Here is a 26,416-nt window from a genome sequence, read left to right on the forward strand (position 1 = left end):
CACACGCTCAGAGGTTGGGACGAGTGGACATGGGCTCAAGAAACCGCTCGATTCGGTTCAAGATTTTCCTGCTGCTGCTCCTGCCGTTGCTCTCGCTGAGCGCGCTGTGGGGATTCGCCCTCAACCTGACCATCGGTGACGGCATCTCCCTGCTGAGGGCCAACAGCCTCTACCAGACGGTGGGCCTCACCTCGACCGACCTCGGCCTCCAGCTGCAGGCCGAGCGGACGCAGTCGTCGGTGGCGATCAGCTCCCGGGTCCTCACCAGCGGGATGGGCGAGCAGCGCGCCCGTACCGACAGCTCGGTGGAGGCGTTCAGGAAGGCCGCGGTCACCGATGATTCCGACAGCCCGGAACTGCGCAGCTCGCTGAACGAGCTGCTCCGCCAGCTCGACAGGTTGCCGAGCATCCGCTCCGGCGTCGACAGCGGCCAGCACTCGCGGCTGAACGTGCTGTCGAACTACAACCAGATCCTCGACTCGGTCTTCCTGGTGTACCACCAGATGACCGCGGTGCCCGACCTGTCGATCTTCCAGCAGGCCTCGGCCATGCACGGGATGGGCAACGCCCGCGAGATGATCGCCCGGGAGAACGCCCTGGTCAGCGGGGCACTGATCGACTACCGGATGACGCAGGAGGAGCGCAAGGCCTTCGCCGAGTACGTCAACACCCGGCGCTTCCTGCACAACCGCGGGGTCGCCTCGCTCGACCCCGAGCTGGGCAAGGCCTACCGCGACACGTTCCGCTCCTCGGCCTTCGACAGGTTCGCCGACCTGGAGAGGGCCATCGCCGGGGCGACCGGCGACCGGCTGGCCCCGGAGGCCGCCACCTGGAAGGCGACCACGAACGAGGTCTCGACCTGGCTCGACCGGGTCAACCTCGCCTCCGCCAAGCTGCTGGCGGAACGCGCGCAGGGGGTGGCCACCGACATCCTGATCCGGATCGTGATCGCCGGTGGCGTCGGCCTGATCGCGGTGGTCGCGTCGATCATCATCTCGGTCCGGTTCGGCCGCCGCCTGGCCTCCGAGCTGGCCGGGCTCCGCTCGGCCGCCCTGGACCTGGCGGACGTGCGGCTCCCCCGGGTCGTGGAGCGCCTGCGCCGCGGCGAGGAGGTCGACGTGCGGGCCGAGGCGCCGCCGATCCAGGCGGGCGGCTCGACCGAGGTGCGCGACGTGGCCCACGCCTTCGGCTCGGTGCAGCACACCGCCGTCGAGGCCGCGGTCGGCCAGGCCAACCTGCGACGCGGCGTCAGCCAGGTCTTCGTGAACCTGGCCCGGCGCAAGCAGAGCCTGCTCCACCGCCAGCTCACCCTGCTCGACAGCATGCAGCGCCGGGCGACCGACCCCGACAGCCTGCACGACCTGTTCCGCCTGGACCACCTGACCACCCGCATGCGGCGGCACGCCGAAAGCCTTATCATCCTATCCGGCGCGGCGCCCGGCCGGTCGTGGCGCAGGCCGGTGCCGGTGATCGACGTGCTGCGGGCCGCGATCGCCGAGGTCGAGGACTACACCCGGGTCAACGTGCTGCCGGTGGCCGACGTCTCGCTCGACGGCACCGCGGTCGCCGACATCACCCACCTGGTGGCCGAGCTGATCGAGAACGCCACGATCTACTCGCCGCCGCAGACCACGGTGACCGTCCGCGGCGACGTGGTGGCCAACGGGTTCGCCGTCGAGGTGGAGGACCGCGGCCTGGGTCTCACCTCCGCCGAGTACGAGGCGATCAACCAACGGCTGGCCGACCCGCCGGAGTTCGACCTGGCCGACAGCGACCGGCTGGGCCTGTTCGTGGTGGGCCAGCTCGCCTCCCGGCACGGCGTCCAGGTCATCCTGCGCGGCTCGCCGTTCGGCGGCACCACGGCGATCGTGCTCATCCCCCGGGCCGTGATGGCCCAGCAGGACACGCCGCTCACCCTCACCGCGCAGCGGACCTCCTACACCGCCGAGCACGTGACCGGGCGCCCGGGGGGATCGTTCGAGCCCGCCTCGCGGGAGGCTCTCCCGGCCCTGCCGGGCGGTCTGCCCAACGGCAACGGCCTGCCGAACGGCAACGGTAACGGCCGGCCCCACGGCAACGGGCAGCCGGACGGTACCGGTCTTCCGCGCAGGGCGCGGAACGCCCCGGCGGCCCAGCCGGCGGCGGCCCCCTCCCTGAGCGTCGTCAGCGACCTGCCGCACCGTCCCCCGTCCCCGGACCTCCAGCAACGGCGCGGCCCGGACGCCGGACGCGAGACGGTCTGGGGGACGCCCTCCGCTCCAGCCGCCCCCTCCCACCGCACGCCGTCCCCGGCCGCCCCCTCGCACGCCCCCTCCCACCGGGCGCCCTCCACCGCCGACGCGCTCCTCGCCGGGGCGGCGCCCCCGGAAACGTCTTCGGGGACGTCTTCGGGGACGTCCTCGGGGACGCGGCAGGCTCCCCCGGCGGCGTCGCCCGAGGCACGGCCGCACGCCACCGGTGCGAAGGGCTGCCCGGCGGCGAACCCGTCGGCCGTGCGGCCCCCCGCCGGGCCGGGCGGTCTGCCCCGCCGGGTACGCCAGGCGAACCTGGCACCCCAGCTCCGCCAGGAGGGCGAGGCGCCCGCCGAGCCGGAGCCGAGGGCGGAACCGGGCGAGGAACGTTCGCCCGAGGAGATCCGCGCGATCTTCTCCGCCTTCCAGGCGGGCGCCCGGCGCGGTCGCGAGGAGCGGAACAATGAATCGCCAGATCACACGACAGGTGACAAGGGGGAAAATTGACCAACACCGGCGAGTTGAACTGGCTCCTCGACGACCTGATCGGCAGGGTGGGCGCGGTGCGCCAGGCGGTGATCCTCTCCACCGACGGCCTGGCCGTCGGCTTCTCGAAGGGGCTCAGCCGCGAGGACGCCGAGCATCTGTCCGCGGTCGCCGCCGGGTTCCAGAGCCTGGCGCGCGGGGCGGGACGCCACTTCGGCGGCGGCGAGGTACGCCAGACCATCGTGGAGATGGAGTCGGCGTTCCTGTTCGTCACCGCCGCCGGTAAGGGCACCTGCCTGGCCGTGCTGAGCAGCTCCGACGCCGACGTCGGCCACGTCGCCTACGAGATGGCGATGCTGGTCAAGCGGGTCGGCCAGCACATCTCCGCCAATCCACGCCAGGGTCTGTCGTGAGCGTCAGATCCTGCGGGCGCGCCCCCCGCGGACCGCTGGTCCCCTCCTGTCGATGCCGGAGGCCCGGATGACGCACTGGATGGACGAGGAGGCCGGACCCGTCGTCCGGCCGTACGCGCTCATCGGGGGTCGCACCCGCTCCTCCGGCGACACTCTGGACCTGGTCGCGATGGTCAGCTCGACCCGCACCCCTCCGTCCGGGGGATTCGTCCCCGGGCCGGAACAGGAACGCATTCTCGCCATGGTCACCACCCCCACCTCGGTCGCCGACGTCGCCTCCGACCTGAACCTGCCGCTCGGCGTGGTCAAGGTCCTCCTCGGCGACCTGAAGGACCACAAGCTCATCTCGATCGGGCGCGCCTCCGCGAGCGAGCGCATTCTCAAGGAAGTGATCAATGGACTTCGGGCCCTCTGACGAACCCGTCGCCCTCAAGATTCTCATCGCGGGTGGCTTCGGGGTGGGCAAGACCACGCTCGTGGGCGCCATCAGTGAGATCCGCCCGTTGCGCACCGAGGAGGTGCTCTCCGACCGCGGCATCGGCATCGACGACGTCGACGGCGTCGAGGGCAAGACCACCACCACGGTCGCGATGGACTTCGGCCGCATCACGATCAGGGAGGGCCTGGTCGTCTACCTGTTCGGCACGCCCGGCCAGGAGCGGTTCTGGTTCATGTGGGACGAGCTCTCCTACGGCGCGCTGGGCGCCGTGGTGCTGGCGGACACCCGGCGGCTGACCGACTGCTTCCCGTCCATCGACTACTTCGAGCAGCGTGGCACGCCGTTCATCGTGGCCGTCAACTGCTTCGACGGTGCCGACCGGCACGAGGCCGAGGACGTCCGGGTCGCCCTGGACCTCGACGCGGACGTGCCGGTGCTTTTGTGCGACGTGCGGCGCCGGGTCTCGGCGAAGACGGTCCTGGTGACGCTGGTGGAGCACTCGCTGAAGGTGCTGACGGCCAGCCAGAGCTGAGGCGGGCCGGAGCCGAGATGGCCGGAGGGGCCGTCGGGCAGCCGGGTCCGCCGGTGGACGGCCGGGGCCCGCGGCGCCGGGGCCGGGGCGGGCCCCGGAACCGGCGGTCGTCACCGGGGCCCGCTGGGGTCACAGCGCCCGCAGGCCGCTGATCAGCTCCTTCAGCAGGCTGTCCGCGGGCACCGAGGCGGCCGGGATCGGCGACCGTACCAGGATGAGTCCCTGGTCGAGCAGGTCGCCCAGCAGGACCTTGACCACGCCGATCGGCAGTCCCGCGTCCGAGGCGACCTCCACGATCGGCCGGGCCCGCCTGACCAGGCCGAGCAGCCTGCGGTGCTGCAGTCCCAGGTTCGCCGCGGCCGGGATCGGCGCCCCGGTCGCCACCGCCATCGAGAGCAGGTCGAGCGAGGAGGAGGACGTCCTGGTGCGTCCCCCGGTCATCGCGTAGGGACGGACGACGGGACCGGCCTCCTCGTCGATCCACTCCACGTCGTCGGTCACTGCCCTGCCACCCGGGGTCCGGTGGCCAGGTGCTGGCCGACACGGGTGACCAGGCGTGCCATCTCGTACGCGATGAGGCCCACGTCGGCGGCGCCGGTGGTCATGACCGACAGGCAGCTCCCCTGCCCGGCCGGGGTGACGAAGAGGAAGGCGGAGTCCATCTCCACCATCGTCTGCCGTACCGTCCCGCCGCCGAACTGCAGGCTGGTGCCCTTGGCGAGGCTCTGGAACCCGGAGGCCACCGCCGACAGGTGGTCGGCGTCCTCCTTGGACAGCCCTCGGGACGAGGCCATCATCAGCCCGTCGTTGGACAGGATCAGCGCGTGCGAGACGTCCGCGACGCTCGTGACGAAGTCGTCCAGAAGCCAATACAGCTCACCCGGCACGTGATCGAACCCCTTCCCCTGTGATGATCTCGTTGACCGCCGGCCCCCACCGGCCCGATGACCCCGGTCCCGCCGGCCCGTCCTCGCGGTCACCCGCGTGGTCCCGGCTCACCGCGTGCCACCCGTGTCCTCCTCCTCGGCCCGGCCACGCCGCCAGCCGGACTGCAGGGCGCTCATCAGCGCCCGGGCCTCCTCCGGGGAGCGCTGCTGCTCCTCGGCCCCGGCCCCGGACGGGCCGCCGGGGTCGGGCCGGGGCGGCAGGTTCGCCCGCCGCACCCTGCGGGGCAGGTCCCCGTCGGTGCGCCGCGCCGGCCTCCACAGGTCCGCGGGGATCGGCACCGCGGGCTCCCCGGCGTCCGCGGGCGCGTCCGTCCGGTCCGGTTCGCCGGTCCGCGCGGACTCCGCGAGCTCCGCGGACTCCGCGAGCTTCGAGCGCTCCGGGAAGTCCGGGAAGTCCGGGGAGTCCGTGGGGTCCATGGGGTCCGCCGCCCGGACGGGCCGTCTCGTGAGCTCCGCCGGTTCCGTTCCCCGGGCGGAGCTCACGGGCTCCACCGGGCCGGTGCGGGTGGGCAGGACGGTGAGCAGCGGCGGCTCCAGCGGCGGATCGACGGGCTCGGGGTCGCCGAGCAGCTCGGCGGGGAGCAGGACGACCGCCCCGGTCCCGCCGTACGGCGAGGCGCGCAGCCTCACCTCGACGCCGTACCTGGCGGCCAGCAACCCGACCACGGCGAAACCCAGCCGGTCGGTCTGGGCCGGGTCGAACTCCGGCGGGCTGGCCAGACGCTCGTTGATCGCGTCGCGTTCGCCCGCGGTCAGCCCGAGTCCCCTGTCCTCGATCTCGACGGCGAAGCCCTGGCCCACGGGCTCGCCGCGGACCGAGACCTGGCTCTCCGGCGGGGAGAAGACCGTGGCGTTCTCCAGGATCTCGGCGAACAGATGCATCATGTCGGCGACGGCGTTGCCGACCAGGGTGGTGCCGCCCATGGGGTAGATCCGTACCCGGGTGTAGTCCTCGACCTGGGCGGCCGACCCGCGCAGCACGTCCTCCATCGGCACCGGCGAGCGCCACCTGCGGCCCGCCGCCCCTCCGGACAGGATCACCAGGCCCTCGGCGTGGCGGCGCATCCGGGTGGTGAGGTGGTCGAGCCGGAAGAGGTTCTCCAGCGCCTCGGGGTCCTCGGCCCGCTGCTGCATGCCGTCGAGCAGCTTGAGCTGGCGCTGCAGCAGCGACTGGCTCCGCCGGGCCAGGTTGCGGAACGCCTGGGAGACGCCCTCGCGCAGCCTGGCCTGTTCCACCGCGGCCTCGACCGCGCTGCGCTGGACGCTGTCGAACGCGGCGGCGACGTCGTGGATCTCGGAGGTGCTGCCCACCGGTCTCAGCGGCGGCGCCTCGGCGGCCACGTCCACCTTCTCGCCGCGGCGCAGCCCGCTCATCACCCGGGGGAGCCGGATCCCGGCCAGTTCCGCGGCGGCCCGGCGCACGGCGGCCAGCTCCCGGGTGACGCCGCTGCCGATCCGGTAGGAGACCAGGAGCGACGCGACGACCGCGGCGAGGCCGATCAGCCCCACCACTCCGGCGCGGACGAAGACGCCCGCGGCCGCGGGCGCGGCCCGCTCGACGAGCTCGGGGGCCACGGCCGCCAGGGACCGCTGGTAGGCGGCGTCCAGCGCGTCACCGGCGAGGCGCCAGTCGGCGGACGGCACGCGGGCGCCGGACAGCAGCCGGTTCTCCAGGGCGGTGAAGCGGGCGTACGTAGAGGAGGCGACCATGTCCGAGAAGGGGGCGCGCAGCGCGGGGTCGAGCTCCGGCATCGCCTGTTCCATCAGGAAGACCCGGTTGGCGGCGAGCCGGTTGAACAGCCGGGCCTCGGTCTCCGTCATCGGCCCCTTGAGCGCCATCGCACCGGCCGCCAGTGCCCGCTCGCGGCTGAGCAGGTCCATGGCCTGGGTCATCATCGTGACGCCGCGGGACTGGCGGTAGAGCGGGAGGTCGTTGTTGAGGCTCAGGGTGTTGAAGAGCCTGCGCAGCGCGTCCGGCAGGCGGGCGAACTCCTCGGAGAGCCCCACCGGGCCGATCCGCCCGTCGTCGATCCTGGCGCGGACCGCGTCGATCGCCTCCACCTGCCTCATCAGCTCGGCGTGGCGCGTCCGCATCTCCTCGGACATCTTCGAGCGTGCCGCCTCCCCGGCGGTCTCGCGCCGGAAGCGGTCCCGCGCCTGGTCGGTGACGGCGCGCTGTCCCACCATGGTGGCGTGGTCGGCGTCGGAGCGGGTGGCCAGGAACTCGGCCGACAGGATGTGCTCGCGCTGGACCGCGGTGCCCAGCTCACCGGCGGGCTTGCCGACGGACTCGTACAGCGTCCCGACCGAGAGCAGGCTCACCGAGTCGCCGACCGTGGTGATCGTCGCGAAGCTCCAGATCGCCACCAGCGAGGTCAGCGGGATGACCAGCAACACCGAGATCTTGAACCGGATGGATGTGCTCGATGCCATGTCACCTCAGCGGCTCGCTCTCGGATCGCCGGGGTGGGCCCCGGTCGGTCTCTAGATCGCCGACGAGAATAGCACTGGCGGCTTCTCCTATTTGTAGCCCATTTGTGACATGTCATGAAATAGGTACGGGAGGGGGAAAAGTCAGCTCAGGACGGCGTGCGACGCCGGGGCGGTGTTCCGCACCAGGCTCAGCCGGGCCAGCGTGACGGCCTGCACGCCGGTCAGCGCGGCCCCGGTCCCGACGAGGCTCCACTCGACGAGGCCGATGAGCACCCCGTGACCGGGAAGCGCCACGTAGGTGAGGGCCAGCAGGCCGAATCCACCGGCCAGTGCCAGCCACTCCACCACCCTGGCCACCGGCCGCCACCGCTCGTCGGCGTTGAACCGCGCCGCCATCAGGCCGCCCGCGGCGGGCATCGCGACGAACGCGGCGACCGCCACGAGGTGGTGCGCGTCGGCGATGCCCTCCATGGCGGTCGCGGGCAGGACGGCGGGCAGCGCCGCGACGACGACCAGGCCCGCGCCCCAGACCAGCGTCAGCCGCTCGGCGAGCAGGCCCACCTGCGCCTTCGCCGCCCGCAGACCGGCCACCACGGCGAGGGCGGCGATCCCGAGCGACACCAGCGCGAACCCCGTCGCCCCGCCACTGTCCAGCGCGACGTACCGGCTGACCGTCAGGTCCAGCGGGCCGGCGTACGGGACTGGGGAGATCTGCGCCACGACGGCGGCCGCGGCGGCCATCACCAGTCCGGCGCATGCGATCAGGGGGTAGAGCCTCTTCGACGCGAGCATGGACCAAGACTGTCCGCCCGAGGGGGTCTCAGACATCCGGCGGCGTCCCTGACGCGACCCTGAGCCACCCCTGAGGCGGCCCGGGATCGGCCGGTTCGATGTGGTGCCTCCGAGTGGGAGGTTCCGGCCACCGAGGGATTCATCGTGGCGGATCGTCCCGTTCGGGGCTCTGTTCCGTTCGCCGGGGAGGGGTGCCCGCTCCGGGGTCCGGCGGGCGCGGAGGGTCCGGAGCGGGCGGGGGTTCGGGGCGGACGGGATTCGGGTGGATCGGGGTTCAGGGTGGATCCGGGTTCGGGTGGATCCGGATCCGGATTCGGGGTGGGTCGGGGTTCAGGGTGGGTCGGGGTTCGGGGGTGGGGGTGGTGTGCGGGTCCGTCGCCGGGGGCGCGCCCCGTTCAGCGCAGGGCGCGGGCCTCGGCGTAGCGGGCCCGGACCTGCGGGACGGGATCGGCCTCGTAGTGCTCGGCCCCACCCGCCTCCCACGCCGGGGGCTCGTCCCCGCCGAGCAGCCAGGCGGCCTGCCGTGCCGCGCCGTCGGCCACGTACTCCCCGGGTTCGGGGACGACCACCGGTCGCCCGAAGACGGCCGGGGCGATCCGCCGTACCGCCTCCGACCGGGCGCCGCCACCGATGAGCAGCACCCTCGCCGGGTCCAGCCCGAGGGCGTCGAAGGCGTCGGCGAGGTGGCAGAGCAGGCCCTCGACCGCCGCCCTGGCGAGGTGTTCCGGGGTGGAGGTGGCCAGCGTCAGGCCGTGCAGCGAGCCGGTGGCGGTGGGCAGGTTCGGGGTGCGCTCGCCCTCCAGGTACGGCACGTACACCAGACCGCCCGCGCCCGGCGGCGCCGACAGGGCCAGCCGGTCCAGGGCGTCCAGGCCGACCCCGAGCATCCGCGCGGTGGCGTCGAGGACCCTGGCCGCGTTGAGCGTGGCCACCAGCGGCAGGAACCGGCCGGTGGCGTCCGCGAACCCGGCCACCGAACCGCTCGGGTCCGCGCTCGGGCTCTCGGCGACCGCGAAGGCCGTCCCGGAGGTGCCGATCGAGACCACCACGTCGCCGGGGAGCGCGCCGACCCCGAGCGCCGCGGCCATGTTGTCGCCCGTCCCCGGGGCGAGCCGCACCGTTCCGCCGGCCGGTATCCCCGAGGCGGGCCGCACCTGTCCCGCGGACTCGCGGGGGCCCAGCACGGCCGGGAGCCCGGGCGTCGCGCCGAAGGCCGTCCGGAGCAGGTCCGTCCGGTAGTCGCCGGTCGCGGGCGACCAGTAGCCCGTGCCCGAGGCGTCCCCCCTGTCGGTGACGAACTCGCCGCTCAGCCGCCAGGTGAGCCAGTCGTGCGGCAGGCAGACGCGCTCGGTGCGTCGGGCCGAGTCCGGCTCGTGCTCGGCCAGCCAGCGGAGCTTGGTCACGGTGAACGAGGCGACAGGCACGCTGCCCACCGCCTCGGCCCACCGCTGCGGACCGCCCAGCTCGTCGATCAGGTCGGTGGCGGCCCCTGCGGAACGGGTGTCGTTCCACAGCAGCGCCTTCCTGACCACCTGGCCGTCGGCGTCCAGGCAGACCATGCCGTGCTGCTGGGCCCCGATGCTCATCGCCTCGACGCCCTCCAGCCCGCCCGCCCGCTCCAGCGCCTCCCGCAGCGCCTCCCACCAGGCGGCCGGGTCCACCTCGGTGCCGTCGGGATGGGCCGCGCGTCCCTGCCGGACCAGGGCGCCGGTACGGGCGTCCCTGATCACCACCTTGCAGCTCTGGGTCGAGGAGTCGACCCCGGCCACCAGCGTCATCCGCGGACCCCGAGGAGGTGCTCGATGGCGAGCTGGTTCAGGCGGCTGAAGTGGAAGCCGCGCGCGGCCACCGCCTCCAGGTCGAAGTCGTCGCGCTCCAGGTCCGCGAGCGTCTCACCGGGGGCGAGCGTGGGCTCGGACAGCTCGGCGACCTTGCTCGCGGCCAGCGCCTCGGCGACCTCGGGGTCCGCGCGGAACGCCTTCACCTTCTCCTTGAGGATCAGGTACGTGCGCATGTTGGCCGCGGCCGAGACCCAGACGTCCTCGGCGTCCTCGGTGCGCAGCGGCTTGTAGTCGAAGTGCCGGGGGCCGTCGTAGCCGCCGTTCTCCAGCAGGTCCACCAGGAAGAAGGAGTTCTTGATGTCACCGTGGCCGAAGATCAGGTCCTGGTCGAACTTGGGGCCGTGCTGGCCGTTGAGGTCGATGTGGAAGAGCTTGCCGTGCCACAGGGCCTGGGCGATGCCGTGCGCGAAGTTGAGCCCGGCCATCTCCTCGTGGCCCACCTCGGGGTTGAGGCCGACGCGCTCGGGGTGCTCCAGCTCGTTGATGAACGCCAGGGCGTGGCCGACGGTCGGGAGCAGGATGTCGCCCCGGGGCTCGTTCGGCTTGGGCTCCAGCGCGAACCGGATGTCGTAACCCTTCTCGATCACGTACGAGGTGAGCGCGTCCATGCCCTCCTTGTAGCGGCTGAGCGCGGCGCGGACGTCCTTGGCGGCCCCGGACTCCGAGCCCTCGCGCCCGCCCCAGCAGACGTAGGTGGTCGCGCCGAGCTCGGCGGCGAGGTCGATGTTGCGGATGACCTTGCGCAGCGCGTACCGGCGGACCTCGCGGTCGTTGCTGGTGAACCCGCCGTCCTTGAAGACCGGGTGGGTGAACAGGTTCGTGGTGGCCATCGGGACCTTCATCCCGGTCTCGGCCAGCGCCTTCTTGAAGGCGGCGATCGCCTTGTCCCGGTCGGGCTCGACGGCGAGCAGGTCGTCGTCGTGGAAGGTGACGCCGTAGGCGCCGAGCTCGGCGAGGCGGTGGACGGTCTCCACCGGGTCCAGCGCCGCCCGGGAGGCGTCGCCGAACTGGTCGCGGGCCTGCCAGCCGACGGTCCACAGCCCGAAGGTGAAGCGGTCCTCGGGCGTGGGGGTATAGGCGCTCATCTGTGTTTCCTCCGAATTAATCCACGTTATGGACTTAATATGTATCGAGGTGGTGGCATCGTCAAGAGGTGGTTGTTCCATGACACAGGCCCTGCGCCACGACTCGATGCGCGCCCGCAACCTCGGCGTGGTCCTCGGCGAGGTCCGGAAAAGCGGCCCCATCAGCCGCGCGGCGCTCGCCGAGATCACCGGACTGACCAAGACGACGGTCTCGAAGATGGTCGGCGACCTGATCGCGGCGGGCATGGTCACCGAGTCCGGCGCGGTCAGGGACGGCGAGCGGGGACGGCCCGGCACCGCCGTCGAGCTCAGCGGTGAGCGGGTCGCCGCGCTCGGCCTGGAGATCAACGTCGACTACCTGTCGGCCTGCGTCGTCGACTTGACGCTCAGGGTGCGGACGAGATGTGCACAGGCTGTGGACAACCGCACCGCCTCCCCTGTGGAAACCATGTCTCACCTGCAGAAACTTGCCCAGAAAGCTGTGGACGAAGCTCAGGCGCAGGGGCTCTTCATCGCCGGTACGACCATCGCCGTCCCCGGTCCCGTGGACGGCGGCCTGGTCCACGCCGCCCCCAACCTCGGCTGGCACGACGTCCGCGTCCCCGACCTGCTGGACCTTCCCGCCGAGGTGGACAACGAGGCCAACCTCGCCGCCCTGGGCGAGCTCTGGTTCGGCTCGGCCCCCGAGGACTTCCTGCACGTGTCCGGGGAGATCGGCATCGGCGCGGGCCTGGTCGTCGACGGGGCCCTGTTCCGCGGCGCCCGCGGCCTGGCCGGGGAACTGGGACACGTGGTCGTCACCCCCGACGGACCCGCCTGCCGCTGCGGCGGCCGGGGCTGCCTGGAGCAGTACGCCGGACAGGACGCGCTGCTGCGGGCCGCCGGGCTCGGCGGGGCGCCCGACGGGGTGCCGGGCGGGGTGCCGGGCGGGGTGCCGGGCGGGGTGCCGGGCGGGGTGCCGGGCGGGGTGCCGGAACTGCTGGAGCGCCTGCGCGCGGGCGAGCCGCGCCCGCTGGAGGCCTGTGAACGTGCCGGCCAGGCACTCGGCGTCGCCCTGACCTCCGCGGTGCACCTGATGGACCCCGGGACCATCGTGCTGGGCGGGGTCTTCGCCCCGCTGTTCGAGTGGATCGCGGAACCGGCGCGCCGGACGATGACCGCCCGGCTGTCCACCATGCGGCACACCGTCCCCGAGCTGACCGTCTCACGCCTGGGCGGCGACGCGGCGACACTGGGGGCGGCGGGGCGGGTGATTCACCGGGTGATCGCCGATCCGTACCTATGGCGACGCTTCGCGTCGCGGTGAGGCCGCTTGGATCCGGCTCCTTCCCTCGTCGCTCATCCGCTTCGCTCCTTCGCTCCTCGGTCCAGTCGCCGGCGCGGCCTCACGAGAGTCCCTGGGAAGGGGGACGAGGCATGAGGGGCCCGGTGGCAAGGTGCTGGGGCGGGGTCAGGGGGTCAGGCGGCGTTGCAGGACCATGCCGGGCCAGGCGCCCACGAAGAACGGCATCGACCGGGTGAAGCCGCACCGCTCGTAGTAGGTGACCAGGCGGCCGTCGTCACCGGCGTAGCAGTCGACGCGCAGAAGCCTCACTCCGCGCCGGACGGCCTCTTCGGCCGACCAGTCGAGCAGGGCCCGTCCCACCCCGCGGCCGGAGAAGCGCTGGTCGATCACCAGCGCCCGCACGTACAGCTCGGGCTCGGGCACCGGCGCGACGTACGGGTTCGGCGGCCCCACCACGACGCAGCCCGCGGGCTCGTCGTCGAGCTCGGCGATGCGCATCCCGTCGCCCGCCGCCCACTGCCGGACCTGCTCGATCCGCTGGGGGTCGCCGCTGAACGGCAGGCTGCCCCACTGCCCGGTGCGACCCCGGCTGACCAGGAACGCCACCGCGCTGTCGAACATCGCGAGCACGGCTTCGACGTCGCGGGGCCCGCCGTCACGGATCATCACCTGACCAGGCTACGGGGAGGACGCCCTGGGAGGGAGGGGGTCGCGGTGAGGGAGGCGTCAGGGGCGGCCGTGGCCGGGGTGGCCGGGGGCGGTGTCGGGGGTGTCGGGGGCATTGAGGGCGTCGGGGGCGGGGCCGGGAAGGAGGGCGGCGCAGAGGGTGGTGAGGTGGCGGAGCTGCTCGGGGTCGAGGCGGTCGAGGAAGGTCTGCCGTACCGCCTCGACGTGGCCGGGGGCGGCGGTGGCGAGGGCCGCGAACCCCTCGTCCGTGAGGACGGCCCAGCTGACGCGCCTGTCGGCCGCGCAGGGTTCGCGGCGGACCCAGCCGCGTTCCTCCAGCCGTTTCACCGCGTGTGACAGGCGGCTCTGGGAGGCGTTGACCTCCGTGGCCAGCTCGCTCATCCGCATCGTGCGGCCGGGCGCCTCCGACAGCTTCACCAGCACCGCGTAGTAGGCGTGCGGCATGCCGGAGTCGCGTTGCAGCTGCCGGTCCAGCTCCTCCTGGACGAGCTGCGAGGCGGTCAGGAACGTACGCCAGGCACGTTGCTCGTCATCGTCCAGCCATCGCGTCACGCCCACAGCTTACTTGAGCTCTCAACAAAGTGGGGTACGATACTTGAGAGTTCAAGTTTCAGGAGGAACCATGCCGGTCCAGCGGCTCAACCACGCCGTCCTGTTCGTCCGCGACGTGGAACGGAGCGTCGCCTTCTACCGGGACGCCCTCGGCTTCACGGTGGTCATGGGCACGCCACGGGCCGCGTTCCTGCAGGCGTCGGGATCCACCAACGACCACGACCTCGGCCTGTTCGAGGTGGGCGCGCAGGCCGGCCCCTCGGGCGCGGGGCGCTCGACCGTCGGGCTCTACCACCTCGCCTGGGAGGTGGACACCCTGGAGGAGCTGGAGCGGATCGCCCTCAGACTCGGCGAGCTCGACGCCCTCGTCGGAGCCTCCGACCACTCCACCACCAAGGCGCTGTACGCCAAGGACCCCGACGGGCTGGAGTTCGAGGTCTCCTGGCTGGTCCCCGCCGACCTGCTGACCGAGGAGGCGCTGAACGGACGCGCCACCGTCAGGCCCCTGGACATCGCCCGGGAGAAGGAGCGCTACGGCGCCCGGACCCGTGGCGGCGTCGGCGTCTCGATCCCCGCCTGAGCAGTGCGCCTGGACCGAAACGTCCGGAAATGAGGTGACCCGGCGGAGGCCTCCCCAGCCCTCCGCCGGATCACGGACTCTTCCGACGTGCCCAGCCAGATGGGAGATACTCGCGGTCCCCGTATTTTTTACCTATCCATAATCCGGCCGCCGGTGTCAAAGCCGGTCGAACCACTCGCGTACCGCGTCGACACCCCCGGCTCCGAGGGCGACCATCAGCGCGCATCGCGCCTTCTGGGGCGCCAGCCCGCGGGCGCCGATCGCCCCAACCGTGGCGGCGAGCCCCTGCAGGGGACCGGCCTCGCCCAGCGCGCCCCGGCCGGTACGGCAGCGCGACGCGACGACCACCGGGATCCCCCACTCCGTCAGCTCCGCGATCGCCGAGAGGAGACCGACCGGCACGTTGCCCGTCCCGGTCCCCTCCAGCACGACGCCCTGGGCCCCGGCGTCCACGGCCGCGCTGAGCAGGCCGGGCTCGATCCCCGGGTAGGTCTTGATCAGGGCGACGTCCGAGGCCGGATCCCCTCCGAACGCCGGTGGCCGGGGCGGGGGCGGGGCCTGCGTCTCCACCCGCCCGCCCGACACGCGGCCCAGCGGCGGGAAGGGCGCCGAGGAGAACCCCGCGACGCTCGTGGCGTCGGTCATGCTCACCCAGCGGGCGGCGTGGATCTCGTCGTTGACGCACACGACCGCCCCGGCACCGCGCAGCGCCTCGTCCGTGGCGGCGGCGAAGGAGGAGACGAGGTTGCGCGGCCCGTCCGCGGACGGTTCGTCCCTGGAGCGGACGGCGCAGGTCAGCACGACGGTGCCGCACTCCGCCGCCCGGCCCGCCATCAGGTCGGTGAGGTAGGCGGTCTCCTCCAGCGTGTCGGCGCCGTGAGTGATCACCACACCGTCGAACCCGCGTTCCAGCAGGGCCGAGCGCGCCCTGCGGGCCAGCTCCAGCATGGTCGAGGGCGACATGTCCCAGCCGGGCTCCGCCATCACGTCCTCGGCCACCACGTCCGCCGTGATCGCGCCGGGCGGGAGGGCTCCCAGCAGTTCCGCCCCGGACGCCACCCCCGGCCGGCCGGGGGCGTAGGAGTGGGCGATGGTGTCACCGGTCGCCAGCAGCAGCACACGCTTCACGGACGGAACCTTTCGATGGCCGATGTCACCTCCGGTCCGGGGGCGAGCACGGGGCGGGACCATGGTTCCCGGGGCTCCGTGGTCACCCTGCCGACAGGTGGTCACTCTGCCGACAGGAGGTCCGGACACGGTCCCCTATTTATAACCCATCACTACCCCTATTGGGGTTATGTTCGTGGAGCCGTACAGCGGGTGATCCTGCGGTTCGAGGGTGGTGGAGTCCGGGCGGGGCGGGGTCGGCGAGACCGTCGCTCACGAACAGCGCGCGGGCCGCCTCCCGGGTGCCGTCGTCCCGCGCGCTGAGCACGAACTCCTCGGGGGTGCGCCCGCACAGCCGCCGCAGCGCCGCCGACCGTCCCAGTAGGTGCCCGATCAGCTCGCGCTGGGGGGCCAGCGGCAGCGGGCCGCCCTCCTCGTCCACCAGGCATCCGTGCCTGCTCACGTAGACGTGGCACGGCGGGAGCGTCTCCCCCGAGGCCAGGGTGACCGGGAAGGAGCCCGCGGGCAGCGGCACCCGGCGGTAGTTCGGCTCGGTCGCGTCCAGCACCGCGAGCTGGGGGTCGTCCACCCAGACCACGAACAGCAGCGAGGCCCCCCGTGCCCCGATGGGCGTGGCGGGCAGGTAGGCGTACCGGCTGATGTGCGCCGAGACCCCGGGGGCGACGCCGTGCACGGCGGCCGGGGTCAGCGGGACGACGGGGCGGATCCCGGCCGCGGTGAACTTGCGGCGCAACTGACCGGGGGCGGCGTTGGAGCCCACCGCGATCACCGGGTGGCGCGCCTCCGGGGGTGCCGCGCCGAGGGCGGCCAGGTGGTCGGCGAGCCTCGCGGTCCGGTCGCCGGACCGGACCCGCCGGTCGGCCAGGGCGCCGGGCGGCTCCGTCATCGGCAGGAAACGGTCGTCCACCAGCAGCCCGGCCGCCGGGGCAAGGCGCCCGGGGTAGGTCAGCGGGGCGGACATCGGGTCGTCGGCGAAGAGACCGGGGAGGCCTTCGAGGAAGCCGTCGGAGGGGTTCTCGGCGGGGTCTTCGGCGGAGTCTTCGGCGGGGGCGGTGGAGCCCGGCAGGCCGGGCAGGACTCCCCGGCCGGGAGAGGGCCGCTTCATCGGCGCTCCCGGATGGGGACGGTCGTCACGCGCTCGGCACCCATCCCCCAAGGGTAGGCGGGGCCGGGAACACCGTCGCGGGCGCCCGGGCACGCGCGGGAGCGGCCCACCTCGGACCGGCCTACATCAGACCGGCCCGTCCGGGCGCCGGGCACACGGGAACGGCCCACATCACGCCGACCCGTCCGGGCGCCGGGCACGCGCGGGAACGGTGGTGCCTGCCTCACCTTTTTCCCGGAACCCTCGCCCATGTGCCCGGGGCACCGGAATCCCTACCGTGGTCTCATGACCGCCATCGAGATGCCCACTCCCTGGACGAGGATCAGCGCTCACTGGTCGTCGCGGACCTGGCTGCGTACCGCCCACCTGGTCTCGGGTGCGGCGCTGGCCGTGGCCGGTGTCGTGGCGCTCGCGACGCTGGTGGCGGCCGCGGTGCTGCTGGTGTGGACGGTGGTCGTACCGGTGGCGGCGTTGCTGCTGTTCTTCGTGGTCGTCCGGTTGCTCACCCTGGTGCAGCGCTCCCGGTTCGCCGCCTTCCTGGACGTCGACATCGCGCCGGTCCCGCGCCGCCCGCTGAGCAGGAACCCGCTGCGGCGGCTGCTCCAGGAGACGCGGACCTGGAGCACCTGGCGCCGGCTCGGGTACCACCTGCTGACCGCGCTGATCAACGGGTTCGGTGCCCTCTCGGTCGTCGGGGCGTGGTCGAGCGCCATGATCACCGCCGTGCTCGCCGTGCAGCACTGGGCGCGGGAGGAGACCTGGCAGAGCGTGATGTTCGTCTTCGTCTCCGGGACGCTGTTCGCCGCCGCGCCGTGGGTGGCCCGCGGGTTCACCACGCTGGACGTGATCGCCGCCGAGGCCCTGCTCGGCCCCAGCCTCAGCGACCAGCTCGTGCTGCGGGTGGAGACGCTGCGGGAGAGCCGCGCCGGGATGGTGGACGCGGCCGACGCCGAGCGCCGCCGTATCGAGCGGGACCTGCACGACGGCACCCAGCAGCGGCTGGTGTCGCTGGCGATGAACCTCGGGATGGCCCGCGCCACCCTCACCGACCTGCCGGAGCCCGCGCGCGAGGTGATCGTGCAGGCGCACGAGGAGGCCAAGCTCGCCCTGCGGGAGCTGCGCGACGTCGTCCGCGGGCTGCACCCCGCGGTGCTGGACGAGCAGGGCCTGGACGCTGCCCTGTCCGGTCTGGCCGCGCGGGCCCCCTTCCCGGTACGGCTGCGGGCCGACCTGCCCGGCCGGGCCGCCCCCACGGTCGAGGCGGTGGCCTTCTTCGTCGTCTCCGAGGCGCTGACCAACATCGCCAAGCACGCGCGGGCGTCCGGCGCCGAGGTCGTCGTCGGCCTCGACGGCGACCGCCTTCACCTGTCCGTGCACGACGACGGCGTCGGCGGGGCGGATCCGGACCTGGGGAGCGGGCTGCGCGGCCTGGCGGGGCGGGTGGCGTCGGTGGACGGCATCCTGGACGTCGACAGCCCGCCCGGCGGGCCGACGACGATCAGAGTGGAGCTGCCGTGCGCGTAGTGCTCGCCGAGGATTCCGTACTGCTGCGCGAGGGGCTGGTCCGCCTGCTCGGCTCGGCGGGCATCGAGGTGGTGGCCTCCGTGGCCGACGCCGACGGGCTGCTCCGCGCCGTGGACGAGCACGAGCCCGACCTCGTCGTGACCGACGTGCGGATGCCGCCCTCGCACACCGACGAGGGACTGCGCGCCGCGCTCGTGCTGCGCCGCCAGCGGCCCGCGCTGGCGATCCTCGTGCTCTCCCAGTACGTCGAGGAGCGCTACGCCACCCGGCTGCTGTCCACCGCGACCGGGGGGATCGGGTACCTGCTCAAGGACCGGGTGGCCGACGTCGAGGAGTTCCTCGACGCGGTACGCCGGATCGCCGCGGGCGGCACCGCCCTGGACCCCGAGGTGGTCGCCCAGCTGCTGCTGCGCGGGCGCAGCGACCCGCTGGACCGGCTGACCCGCAGGGAGTACGAGGTGCTGTCGCTCATCGCGGAGGGCCGGTCCAACACCGGGATCGCCGAGGCCCTGGTGGTGTCCGAGAGCGCCGTGGGCAAGCACATCAACAACATCTTCGCCAAGCTCGACCTCTCCGGCGCCGACAAGGACCACCGCCGGGTACTCGCCGTCCTGCGCTTCCTCAAGGTCTGAGAGAACATGCCCACACGAAACAAGCTCCGGATCGCCTGGCTCGCCACGGGCGGGACGCTCACCGCGCTCGCGGTGGCCTTCACCACGATGGCGGCGCTGGCGGAGATCAACGAGCCCGACCGGACCGTCCAGGTCACGTCCAGGTCCCACCCGCTCACCTCGCCGGAGGTCGTGGTGCGGGCCACGGGTCACGTCGACCTCTCGGTCGTCGCCGGCCCCGCGAAGCGGCTGGACATCTCCCAGGAACTCGTGTGGGTCCGCGACAGGCCCGTGGTCACCGAGCGGTGGGACGGCCGGACGCTCACCGTCGACGCCCGCTGCCCCGGCGTCCCCGTCTGCCGGACGCACTACGTCCTGACCCTGCCCGCGGCCACCGGCGTCGAGGCGTCGAGCCGTGTCGGGACCGTGTCGGTGAACGGCGTCCGGGGCGACCTGCGCCTGTCGGCCGACACCGGTGACGTGGTCGTGACCGGTTCGCTGGGCGCTCTGCGGGCGCGGGTGCGCCAGGGGGACGTGATCGGCGACGACCTCAGGTCCGCCGAGACCGACGCCGAGACCGGTGACGGAGACGTCGTCCTGGGGTTCACGGCCCCGCCCGGCGACGTCAGGGCCGTGGTGAGGACCAGGGGGAACGTCGAGGTCAGGGTGCCGGACGAGGGCGGGCCGGGGTACAACGTACGGACCGACTCCGGTGACGCGACCGTCGAGGTGCGGCTCGACCCCGACTCGCCGCGCCGGATCACCGCCCTGACCCCGGCGGGCGAGCTGCGCGTCCTGCCCTTCTGAGCCACGGGGGTATTGCGAACACAGGTTTGACCGGGTCGAGACCGGCACCCGGCCACCCGCGAACGCGCCGGGGACTTGAATCGGAGGCATGACTCCCCACGACGACCCGCGGAGCCAGGCGGTCATCACCATCGCGATGCGGCTGTTCTCCGCGCTGGGCTACGACGGCACCTCGCTGCAGGCCGTGGCCGAGGCCACGGGCGAGGACCCGGCGTGGATCCAGGAGCGGTTCGGCGAGAAGCGCGACCTTTACCTCGCCGTCATCGACCTCGCCGGCAGGATGGAGCGGACCGTCGTCCAGGACGCGCTCGCCGCGCTCCCGGCCGCCGACGCCGAGCAGGTCGCCACCACCCTGTACGGCCTGTCCGAGCATTACCTGGACTTCTGCGTCGCCAACCCGCAGATCCCCGCGCTGTGGCTGCACCGCTGGCTGGGCGACGCCGCGGACATCCCCGAGGTGGAGCGGACCCACTCGATCCCGCTCATGAACTTCACCGCCGACGCGCTCCGCTCGGCCGCGAGAGCCGGGTTCGTCGACGGCGAGGTGGACGCGGACCTGATGGTACGGACGCTGGTGTGGAGCGTGTACGGGTTCCTGCACGGCGAGATGATCGCCGAGGCGGGCCGGTCGGTCTCCGCCGACCCGCAGGCGCGGCATCGCTTCCTCGCCCATCACCGCCAGCTGCTCGACCGCATGCTGAGACTGCCGCGCGTCTGAGGGTCCTCCGCGCCCGGGAGGCCCCCGTGCGAGAGGGGGTCTCCCCGAGGAAGGAGGTCTCCCTGAGGGAGGGGTCCCCGGCCGGACACGTCCTCGCGTCCGGCGAAGGCCCGCCGGACCGCCTCGGCGTTCCCGGTGCCCCTCTCATCCGTTTTGTCGGTGTAATCGGTTACTGTGTCGCCGATCATGGGCGCGATGAGCGGGAAGCGCACCCACGCGGGGCCCGGCGGTCCTCTCGACATTCCGGGCACACCGCCCCCATGATGCCGGTGAGGTGCTTCCACCGGCCGGGACGGTGGCGACCCGCCACCGCCCGTGCATCTCGGCAGTCGCGAGAACCAACGGGGGTTTTCGGAGCATGACCGCAACGACCGTCTCGTCCCGGGGCGAGACCCTGGCCTTTCCCCCCGGCTTCGTCTGGGGGGCGGCCACCGCCGCGTACCAGATCGAGGGCGGGGTGCGGGAGGGCGGGCGAGGCCCGTCCGTCTGGGACACCTTCTCCCACACGCCGGGCAGGACCGCCGACGGCCACACCGGGGACGTGGCGTGCGACCACTACCACCGTCACGCCGACGACGTCCGGCTGATGGCGGAGCTGGGCCTGAGGGCCTACCGGTTCTCGGTCGCCTGGCCGCGGATCCAGCCGGACGGGTCCGGCCCGGCCAACACCGCGGGGCTGGACTTCTACGAACGGCTGGTGGACGAGCTGCTGGCGGCCGACATCACGCCGTACGCGACGCTGTACCACTGGGACCTCCCGCAGGCGCTGGAGGATCGCGGCGGGTGGACCGACCGCGACACGGCCTACCGTTTCGCCGACTACACGCGGGCCGTGCACGACCGGCTCGGCGACCGGGTCGGGACGTGGATGACGGTCAACGAACCCTGGGTGGCCGCCGTGCTGGGGTACGGCATCGGCGTGCACGCGCCGGGCCGCGCGTCGGCCGCCGAGGCGTTCCGCGCCTCCCACCACCTCCTGCTCGCCCACGGGCTGGGCGCCCGGGTGCTGCGCGAGGGAGGCGCCCGCGAGATCGCCCTCACCCTGAACCTGGCCCCCGTCCTGACGCCCGGCCGGCTCAACGACCCGGAGCTCACGCTGTCCGCGGAGGACGCCGAGGCGGTGGACCGGGTCGACTGCCTCATCAACCGCCAGTTCCTCGACCCCACCCTGCGCGGGGAGTACCCCGCACCGGTGCTCGCGATCATGGACAGGCACGGCGGCCTGGGCCACATCCGCGACGGCGACCTGAAGACCATCAACCAGCCCGTCGACCTGCTGGGGATCAACTACTACACCCCCTGCGTCGTGCGGTCCGAGCCGGGCGAACCGGCCAACGCCGCCTATCCCGGCACCGAGGACATCCTCTTCAGCGGGGCCCACGCCCCGACGACCGCGATGGGCTGGGCGATCGTACCCACCGGCCTGACCCAGGTGCTCACCCGGCTCTCGCGCGACTACCCCGAGGTCGGCCTGCTGGTCACCGAGAACGGCGCCGCGTTCGACGACGTGGTGACCGGTGACCGCGTGCACGACACCGACAGGACGGCCTTCTTCGAGGGGCACCTGCGGGCCGCGCACGCCGCGATCGAGGCCGGGGCGGACCTGCGCGGCTTCCTGGTCTGGTCGCTGCTGGACAACTTCGAGTGGGCCGAGGGCTACCACAAGCGCTTCGGGATCGTGCACGTCGACTTCGAGACCCAGCGGCGGCTGCCCAAGGACAGCGCGCTGTGGTACCGCGAGGTGATCCGGCACAACGGGCTGCACCGCGAGCGCGCCAGGCGGCCCACCTTGGAGGCGGTCGCCGCCCGCGCCGGGGTGTCCAGGTCCACCGTCTCCAGGGTGATCAACGGCGAGGGCACGGTCAGCGATGAGTTCCGCGCGATCGTCATGAACGCCGTCAACGAACTGGGGTACGTCCCCAACTCGGCGGCCCGCAGCCTGGTGACGCGGCGCACCGACTCGATCGCGCTGGTCGTGTCCGGCCCGCCCGCGGTCGCGGGTGCCGACGACCCGGCCTTCTCGGCCGTCCTCCGCTCGGTCACCCGGGAGCTGGAGGAGGCGGGCAAGCGGGTCACCCTGATGCTCGCCGACTCGGCGGACGGCCGCCTGCGGGTGGAGCGCTACGCCGCCTCCGGGTACGTGGACGGGGTCGTGCTCGTGTCCTCCCACGGCGCCGACCCGCTTCCCGCGGCGCTGGCCCGCACGGGCGTCCCGGTCGTCCTGCTGGGCAGGCCCGGGGTGGCGGCGCACATGCCGTACGCCGCCGTCGACGACGCGGGCGGGGCCGCGGCCGCGGTGGCGCACCTGCTGGCCCGGGGACGACGGCGGATCGCCGCCGTCTCCGGCCCCCCGGACTCGACGGCCTCACAGGCCAGGCTGGGAGGGTACCGCGAGGGTCTGCGCGACACCGGGCACCGGTCGATCATCGCCATCGGCGACCTCACCCTCGCCTCGGGCGCGGACGCGATGCGCCAGCTCCTGCGGGACGACCCCGCGCTCGACGCGGTGTTCGTGGCCGGTGACCCGATGGCGATCGGGGCCCTGGGGGTGCTGATCCGATCCGGGAGGCGGGTGCCGGAGGACGTCGCGATCGTGGGTTTCGGCGACATCCCGGCCGCCTCCCACACCGTGCCCGCGCTCACCACCGTGTGCACCCCGGAAGCGGAGCAGGCCCGCACCGCGGCCCGCCTGCTCCTCCGCCACCTCGACGGCGGCCCGGCCTCGTCGGTGATCCTGCCCACGGAGCTGGTGATCCGCGAGTCCACCTGATCCCGCCGATCCCGGGTGGTCGACGGCTTTGCCGGGTGGTCGACGGCTTTGCCGGGTGAAAACGGTGGAAGGGTCCGCCGCGGTGACGACGGACCCTTCACGTTCCGCGCTCCGGGTGGAGGGGCCCCACCGGACGGGATCACTCCTGTCCATGCCCGGTGGATCCGGTCGCAATCCCCCCTCGGACGAGATCGGCCGGCGACGACGGCCCGGGGCTCAGTCGCGGGCCTGCTTGCCGTCGGCGTTCAACGCGTACCAGTCGGCGCCGAAGCCGTCGGCGTCGTGTCCCTTGATCTCCCCGGCCGCGGTGTCCTTGGCGAAGTAGTAGAGCGGGTGGCGGTCGTAGGTCACCTGCGTCGTGCCGTCGTCCCGCTCGGTGGTGCCCAGCAGGTCCGCTTTGACGCCCTTGCCGGCCTCCGGCTCGCCGTCCGTGACGTACGGCGGCCAGGCCCGCGCGCAGGCGTCCGAACACGACGACTTCCCGTTCCTGTCCTTCTCGAAGAGGTAGAGCGTGCGGCCCCCCTCCCCGACCAGGACCCTGCCGATCCTCGTCTCGCCCAGCTCGACCCTGGCCCGGGTCGTCGCCGAGGGGTCCGCGGGCGAGGTGGGTGACGCCTTGACCTGGTCCGCGACCATCGGTTCGGTCGTGCTCCCGTCGTCGGCGCCGCCGCATCCGGCCGTGAACACGCCGAGCGCGAGCACGCCGGCACGAAGCAACTTCCTCATCTCCGACCCTCCAGTGAGCGGTGCCATTACCGCTGCTCAGCAGACACGCTGCGGAGCCGGTGCGGGGCCACGACACGGAGCCTTTGGACAGGCCTTTGCCCTCCTTTGCAGCACCGCCCCCGCGCCGGTCCTCGGACCGTGACCCGGCCGGCGCGGGAGCGGTTCGGCCGGACGAGCAAGAGTGGCGCGGGAGCGGTTCAGCCGGAAGGGCGGGAGGTGGCGCGGGAGCGGTGACGATGCGCCCTCTGGCGGCATGCCGTACCGCAGAACCGGGCGGGACGTCCCGTGCGCGCCCCGTGGATCGGGGCACCGCACATCTCGCACCGCGAGGTACCGGCACCGCCCGTCCCCTCGTCCCGGAGCAGGGAGGCGGCCCGGGGTTCGTCGCGGGAGGACGACATGACCCGGGTTTCGTTACGAGGCGAGGAAGGGATCAGGGTTTCGTTACGAACCGGTGGTGTGGCCCGGGTTTCGTTACGGGACGGGGTCCGGGTGACCGGCGCGGCCGGCGTGACCGGCCGGGTGGGCACTGCGGACGCTGCGGACGCCGTGGGCATGGCGGTCACCGCGGGCGTGACGGGTGCGGTCTCCGCGCGGGTGTCGTAGTCCGCACGGGCCGCGGCGATCTCGTTCTGGTGCCGCTCGGTCCAGGTGACGAGCGACTGGATGGTGTCGTGCAGGGTCACGCCAAGGGGGGTGAGCTCGTAGTCGACCCTCGGCGGCACGACGGGGTGCACGGTACGGCGCACCAGGCCGTCCCGCTCCAGGTGGCGCAGGGTGACGGTGAGCATGCGCTGGCTGACCCCGTCGATCTCGCGGCTCAGCTCGGTGAACCGCAGGGAGCGCCGATCCAGGAGCGCGATGACGAGCAGCGACCACTTGTCCGCGACGCGGTCCAGGATCTGGCGGACCTCGCAGTCCTCCCGGGTGTCCCACTGCCTGGCGTCGACGTAGGCGTCACCGGTATCCGCGCAGCGACTCGGTGACTTCGAAGTGCCTTCTTCCATGCCCACCGATGCTGCCTCAGGATGCGATTACTTACAAGAGGGAACCGTCGATCGCGGCAGAGTGGCCGCGGTCCCGGCGGTCTCCCCGTGCCCAAGGAGTCGTCCCGTGTCCACACCGTCGTCCCCGTCGATCTCTCCGGCGCCCCCAGACCGCCCCGGCCGCCCGGACCGCATGAACGGCCGGGCCTGGGGGGTGCTGTTCGTGCTGTGCGGCGCGATCTTCCTGGAGGGCATCGACGTGGCGATGCTGAACGTCGCCCTGCCCTCGATCCGTACCGACCTGGGGCTGAGCACCGGTTCGCTGAGCTGGGTGATGAGCTCCTACGTGCTCGGTTACGGCGGTTTCATGCTGCTGGGCGGCCGGGCCGCCGACCTGCTCGGCCGGCGGCGGATGTTCCTGCTCTGGCTCGGCGTGTTCGTCGTCTTCTCCGGGCTGGGCGGGTTCGCGACCGAGGAGTGGGTCCTCATCCTCGCGCGTTTCGTGACGGGGGTGGCCTCCGCGTTCATGGCGCCCGCCGGCCTCTCCATCATCACCACCGGCTTCGCCGAGGGTCCCCAGCGCAACCGCGCCCTGCTGGTCTACGCGGGGACGGCGTCGGCCGGTTTCTCCCTCGGCCTGGTCGTCGGCGGCCTGCTGTCCGCGATCAGCTGGCGCTGGGTGTTCTTCGCGCCGGTGATCCTGGCCTCCGTGATCCTCGTCGCCGCCCTGGTCCTGATCCCGGACGACGGCCGCCCGCGCGGGTCCGTCCGGGGCTTCGACCTGGCCGGTACGGTCACCGTGACCTGCGCGATGCTCGCGCTCGTGTTCGGGGTCGTCCGGCTGGAGGCCCCGTCCGTCGGATGGGGCTGGACGGCCGGCGCGTTCGTCGCCGGGTTCGCGCTGCTCGCCGCCTTCCCGATGATCGAGCGGCGCTCGGCGGCGCCCCTGGTGCGCCTGGGGATCCTGCGCTCGGGCCCGCTGGTGCGGGCCAACCTCGGCTTCCTGCTGTTCTCCGGGTCGTTCTTCGGATTCCAGTTCCTCGTGGTCCTCTACCTGCAGGAGCTGCGCGGATGGTCGTCGCTGCAGGCGGCCCTGGCCCTGCTGGTCATCAGCATCGACGCCGTGCTCGCGCCGACCCTCACCCCCCGGCTGGTGAACCGCTTCGGCAACGTCCGGGTGATCCTGGGCGGCCTCTGCCTGGCCGCCGTGGCCTACCTGCTGTTCCTGCCGGTCGGCCTGGACTGGACCTACGCGGCGATGTTCCCCACCATGATCATTCTCGGTCTCGCCTTCTCGCTGGCGTACGGGCCGTTCACCATCGCCGGGACCGACGGGGTGTCCGAGGACGAGCAGGGGCTCGCGGGCGGGTTGCTCTACACCTCGTTCCAGTTCGGCGCGGCACTCGGCCTGTCGGCGGCGACCGCCGTGTACGTCGCCGCCACCGGGGCCGGTGGATCACCGGAGGCCGCGCTCGGCGGCTTCCGCACGGCCCTGTTCGTCCCGGTCGTGATGGCCGTCACCGGGGCGGTCGTCATGGCCTCGGGCCTGCGCGGACGCGGCGGCACGGCCGTCGGGGCCCGTCCCGGGAGTCCCGCCGCCGAGACCCGGTAGCCGGGCCGCGGGGCGGGTTCGTCACCGGGCGATCACCGGCCGGCGCCGGTGCTCGGTGCTCGGTCACCGGGTGCCGGGCCATCGGGTGACGAGCGCCCGGTGCCCGCCATCCGGTGCTCGTCACCC

At 73.0% G+C, this 26,416-nt stretch carries 24 protein-coding genes and 1 pseudogene; 13 read left to right on the forward strand and 12 right to left on the reverse strand.

Annotated features, from left to right (window positions below):
* Window positions 1–29 precede the first annotated feature (29 nt).
* The 4 genes from ACZ6RT_RS04770 (at window position 30) to ACZ6RT_RS04785 (ending at window position 4,101) form a co-directional block, all read left to right on the forward strand.
* Window positions 30–2,738 (forward strand): sensor histidine kinase, encoded by a 2,709-nt coding sequence (locus ACZ6RT_RS04770; RefSeq protein ID WP_470152246.1) that lies wholly within the window; start codon window positions 30–32, stop codon window positions 2,736–2,738.
* Entirely contained in the window at window positions 2,735–3,130 is a 396-nt protein-coding gene (locus ACZ6RT_RS04775; protein WP_344891561.1) for a roadblock/LC7 domain-containing protein, read from the forward strand. Before ACZ6RT_RS04770 ends, ACZ6RT_RS04775 begins: the two co-directional genes overlap by 4 nt.
* Window positions 3,131–3,197: 67 nt before the next feature.
* Window positions 3,198–3,545, forward strand: coding sequence for a DUF742 domain-containing protein (locus ACZ6RT_RS04780; protein WP_399185205.1), 348 nt, complete (start codon window positions 3,198–3,200; stop codon window positions 3,543–3,545).
* Complete coding sequence (locus tag ACZ6RT_RS04785) at window positions 3,526–4,101, forward strand: GTP-binding protein (protein ID WP_344891567.1); 576 nt, start codon at window positions 3,526–3,528, stop codon at window positions 4,099–4,101. Before ACZ6RT_RS04780 ends, ACZ6RT_RS04785 begins: the two co-directional genes overlap by 20 nt.
* Window positions 4,102–4,230: 129 nt before the next feature.
* On the opposite strand, the gene ACZ6RT_RS04790 is transcribed toward ACZ6RT_RS04785, so the two are convergent.
* From ACZ6RT_RS04790 to xylA, 6 genes are all read right to left on the reverse strand, one after another.
* On the reverse strand, window positions 4,231–4,602 hold the full coding sequence (locus ACZ6RT_RS04790; RefSeq protein WP_470152247.1) for a DUF742 domain-containing protein: 372 nt from the start codon (window positions 4,600–4,602) through the stop codon (window positions 4,231–4,233).
* Window positions 4,599–4,988 (reverse strand): roadblock/LC7 domain-containing protein, encoded by a 390-nt coding sequence (locus ACZ6RT_RS04795; protein ID WP_344891574.1) that lies wholly within the window; start codon window positions 4,986–4,988, stop codon window positions 4,599–4,601. The genes ACZ6RT_RS04790 and ACZ6RT_RS04795 overlap by 4 nt, the downstream gene beginning before the upstream one ends.
* A gap of 108 nt (window positions 4,989–5,096) precedes the next feature.
* On the reverse strand, window positions 5,097–7,481 hold the full coding sequence (locus ACZ6RT_RS04800) for a sensor histidine kinase (protein WP_470152248.1): 2,385 nt from the start codon (window positions 7,479–7,481) through the stop codon (window positions 5,097–5,099).
* 141 nt (window positions 7,482–7,622) lie between these two features.
* On the reverse strand, window positions 7,623–8,273 hold the full coding sequence (locus ACZ6RT_RS04805; protein ID WP_470152249.1) for a DUF998 domain-containing protein: 651 nt from the start codon (window positions 8,271–8,273) through the stop codon (window positions 7,623–7,625).
* Between the two features lie 395 nt (window positions 8,274–8,668).
* Window positions 8,669–10,051, reverse strand: coding sequence for a xylulokinase (gene xylB, locus ACZ6RT_RS04810; protein ID WP_470152250.1), 1,383 nt, complete (start codon window positions 10,049–10,051; stop codon window positions 8,669–8,671).
* Window positions 10,048–11,199 (reverse strand): xylose isomerase, encoded by a 1,152-nt coding sequence (gene xylA, locus ACZ6RT_RS04815; RefSeq protein ID WP_399185200.1) that lies wholly within the window; start codon window positions 11,197–11,199, stop codon window positions 10,048–10,050. The genes xylB and xylA overlap by 4 nt, the downstream gene beginning before the upstream one ends.
* A 79-nt stretch (window positions 11,200–11,278) precedes the next feature.
* On the opposite strand from xylA, the gene ACZ6RT_RS04820 reads away from it, so the two are divergent.
* Window positions 11,279–12,505, forward strand: a complete 1,227-nt coding sequence (locus ACZ6RT_RS04820) for an ROK family protein (protein ID WP_470152251.1) — start codon at window positions 11,279–11,281, stop codon at window positions 12,503–12,505.
* Window positions 12,506–12,649: 144 nt separating this feature from the next.
* Here the strand turns inward: ACZ6RT_RS04820 and ACZ6RT_RS04825 are convergent, their stop codons facing one another.
* Together ACZ6RT_RS04825 and ACZ6RT_RS04830 are read right to left on the reverse strand one after the other, a co-directional pair.
* Window positions 12,650–13,150, reverse strand: a complete 501-nt coding sequence (locus ACZ6RT_RS04825) for a GNAT family N-acetyltransferase (protein WP_399186075.1) — start codon at window positions 13,148–13,150, stop codon at window positions 12,650–12,652.
* A 60-nt stretch (window positions 13,151–13,210) separates the two neighbouring features.
* Window positions 13,211–13,723, reverse strand: coding sequence for a MarR family winged helix-turn-helix transcriptional regulator (locus tag ACZ6RT_RS04830; RefSeq protein WP_470152252.1), 513 nt, complete (start codon window positions 13,721–13,723; stop codon window positions 13,211–13,213).
* 70 nt (window positions 13,724–13,793) lie between these two features.
* Between ACZ6RT_RS04830 and ACZ6RT_RS04835 the strand changes: the two genes are divergently transcribed.
* The gene (locus ACZ6RT_RS04835; RefSeq protein WP_470152253.1) at window positions 13,794–14,303 is read left to right on the forward strand and encodes a VOC family protein; all 510 of its coding nucleotides are present in this window, start codon (window positions 13,794–13,796) and stop codon (window positions 14,301–14,303) included.
* 156 nt (window positions 14,304–14,459) lie between these two features.
* Here ACZ6RT_RS04835 and ACZ6RT_RS04840 read toward each other — a convergent pair whose 3' ends face one another.
* Window positions 14,460–15,431 (reverse strand): asparaginase, encoded by a 972-nt coding sequence (locus tag ACZ6RT_RS04840; protein ID WP_470152254.1) that lies wholly within the window; start codon window positions 15,429–15,431, stop codon window positions 14,460–14,462.
* A 139-nt stretch (window positions 15,432–15,570) separates the two neighbouring features.
* Window positions 15,571–16,536 (reverse strand): hypothetical protein, encoded by a 966-nt coding sequence (locus ACZ6RT_RS04845; RefSeq protein WP_470152255.1) that lies wholly within the window; start codon window positions 16,534–16,536, stop codon window positions 15,571–15,573.
* A 285-nt stretch (window positions 16,537–16,821) separates the two neighbouring features.
* On the opposite strand from ACZ6RT_RS04845, the gene ACZ6RT_RS04850 reads away from it, so the two are divergent.
* From ACZ6RT_RS04850 to ACZ6RT_RS04875, 6 genes and pseudogenes are all read left to right on the forward strand, one after another.
* The gene (locus ACZ6RT_RS04850) at window positions 16,822–18,060 is read left to right on the forward strand and encodes a sensor histidine kinase (protein ID WP_399185194.1); all 1,239 of its coding nucleotides are present in this window, start codon (window positions 16,822–16,824) and stop codon (window positions 18,058–18,060) included.
* On the forward strand, window positions 18,051–18,692 hold the full coding sequence (locus ACZ6RT_RS04855) for a response regulator (protein WP_399185193.1): 642 nt from the start codon (window positions 18,051–18,053) through the stop codon (window positions 18,690–18,692). The genes ACZ6RT_RS04850 and ACZ6RT_RS04855 overlap by 10 nt, the downstream gene beginning before the upstream one ends.
* 6 nt (window positions 18,693–18,698) lie before the next feature.
* Complete coding sequence (locus ACZ6RT_RS04860; RefSeq protein ID WP_470152256.1) at window positions 18,699–19,478, forward strand: DUF4097 family beta strand repeat-containing protein; 780 nt, start codon at window positions 18,699–18,701, stop codon at window positions 19,476–19,478.
* An 88-nt stretch (window positions 19,479–19,566) separates the two neighbouring features.
* The gene (locus tag ACZ6RT_RS04865) at window positions 19,567–20,196 is read left to right on the forward strand and encodes a TetR/AcrR family transcriptional regulator (protein WP_470152257.1); all 630 of its coding nucleotides are present in this window, start codon (window positions 19,567–19,569) and stop codon (window positions 20,194–20,196) included.
* A 358-nt stretch (window positions 20,197–20,554) separates the two neighbouring features.
* Window positions 20,555–21,958: pseudogene (locus ACZ6RT_RS04870) on the forward strand (GH1 family beta-glucosidase); the annotation flags it as partial.
* On the forward strand, window positions 21,938–22,966 hold the full coding sequence (locus ACZ6RT_RS04875) for a LacI family DNA-binding transcriptional regulator (protein ID WP_470152295.1): 1,029 nt from the start codon (window positions 21,938–21,940) through the stop codon (window positions 22,964–22,966). The pseudogene ACZ6RT_RS04870 and the gene ACZ6RT_RS04875, both read left to right, overlap by 21 nt.
* Before the next feature lie 216 nt (window positions 22,967–23,182).
* Here the strand turns inward: ACZ6RT_RS04875 and ACZ6RT_RS04880 are convergent, their stop codons facing one another.
* Entirely contained in the window at window positions 23,183–23,692 is a 510-nt protein-coding gene (locus tag ACZ6RT_RS04880; protein WP_399185190.1) for a hypothetical protein, read from the reverse strand.
* A gap of 197 nt (window positions 23,693–23,889) precedes the next feature.
* Window positions 23,890–24,699, reverse strand: coding sequence for a winged helix-turn-helix transcriptional regulator (locus tag ACZ6RT_RS04885; protein ID WP_470152258.1), 810 nt, complete (start codon window positions 24,697–24,699; stop codon window positions 23,890–23,892).
* A gap of 106 nt (window positions 24,700–24,805) precedes the next feature.
* On the opposite strand from ACZ6RT_RS04885, the gene ACZ6RT_RS04890 reads away from it, so the two are divergent.
* Window positions 24,806–26,290 carry an MFS transporter gene (locus tag ACZ6RT_RS04890; protein WP_399185188.1) on the forward strand — a complete coding sequence of 495 codons (1,485 nt, stop codon included), beginning with the start codon at window positions 24,806–24,808 and terminating at the stop codon, window positions 26,288–26,290.
* Window positions 26,291–26,416 lie beyond the last annotated feature (126 nt).

It is taken from the genome of Streptosporangium sp. NPDC050148 (assembly GCF_055586505.1).

Coding starts and splice junctions, on each gene's coding strand:
- ACZ6RT_RS04770 (WP_470152246.1), top strand. CDS start 30: ATGGGCTCAAGAAACCGCTCGATTCGGTTCAAGATTTTCCTGCTGCTG.
- ACZ6RT_RS04780 (WP_399185205.1), top strand. CDS start 3,198: ATGACGCACTGGATGGACGAGGAGGCCGGACCCGTCGTCCGGCCGTAC.
- ACZ6RT_RS04785 (WP_344891567.1), top strand. CDS start 3,526: ATGGACTTCGGGCCCTCTGACGAACCCGTCGCCCTCAAGATTCTCATC.
- ACZ6RT_RS04800 (WP_470152248.1), bottom strand. CDS start 7,481: ATGGCATCGAGCACATCCATCCGGTTCAAGATCTCGGTGTTGCTGGTC.
- ACZ6RT_RS04805 (WP_470152249.1), bottom strand. CDS start 8,273: ATGCTCGCGTCGAAGAGGCTCTACCCCCTGATCGCATGCGCCGGACTG.
- xylB (WP_470152250.1), bottom strand. CDS start 10,051: ATGACGCTGGTGGCCGGGGTCGACTCCTCGACCCAGAGCTGCAAGGTG.
- xylA (WP_399185200.1), bottom strand. CDS start 11,199: ATGAGCGCCTATACCCCCACGCCCGAGGACCGCTTCACCTTCGGGCTG.
- ACZ6RT_RS04820 (WP_470152251.1), top strand. CDS start 11,279: ATGACACAGGCCCTGCGCCACGACTCGATGCGCGCCCGCAACCTCGGC.
- ACZ6RT_RS04825 (WP_399186075.1), bottom strand. CDS start 13,150: ATGATCCGTGACGGCGGGCCCCGCGACGTCGAAGCCGTGCTCGCGATG.
- ACZ6RT_RS04835 (WP_470152253.1), top strand. CDS start 13,794: ATGCCGGTCCAGCGGCTCAACCACGCCGTCCTGTTCGTCCGCGACGTG.
- ACZ6RT_RS04845 (WP_470152255.1), bottom strand. CDS start 16,536: ATGAAGCGGCCCTCTCCCGGCCGGGGAGTCCTGCCCGGCCTGCCGGGC.
- ACZ6RT_RS04850 (WP_399185194.1), top strand. CDS start 16,822: ATGACCGCCATCGAGATGCCCACTCCCTGGACGAGGATCAGCGCTCAC.
- ACZ6RT_RS04860 (WP_470152256.1), top strand. CDS start 18,699: ATGCCCACACGAAACAAGCTCCGGATCGCCTGGCTCGCCACGGGCGGG.
- ACZ6RT_RS04865 (WP_470152257.1), top strand. CDS start 19,567: ATGACTCCCCACGACGACCCGCGGAGCCAGGCGGTCATCACCATCGCG.
- ACZ6RT_RS04880 (WP_399185190.1), bottom strand. CDS start 23,692: ATGAGGAAGTTGCTTCGTGCCGGCGTGCTCGCGCTCGGCGTGTTCACG.
- ACZ6RT_RS04885 (WP_470152258.1), bottom strand. CDS start 24,699: ATGGAAGAAGGCACTTCGAAGTCACCGAGTCGCTGCGCGGATACCGGT.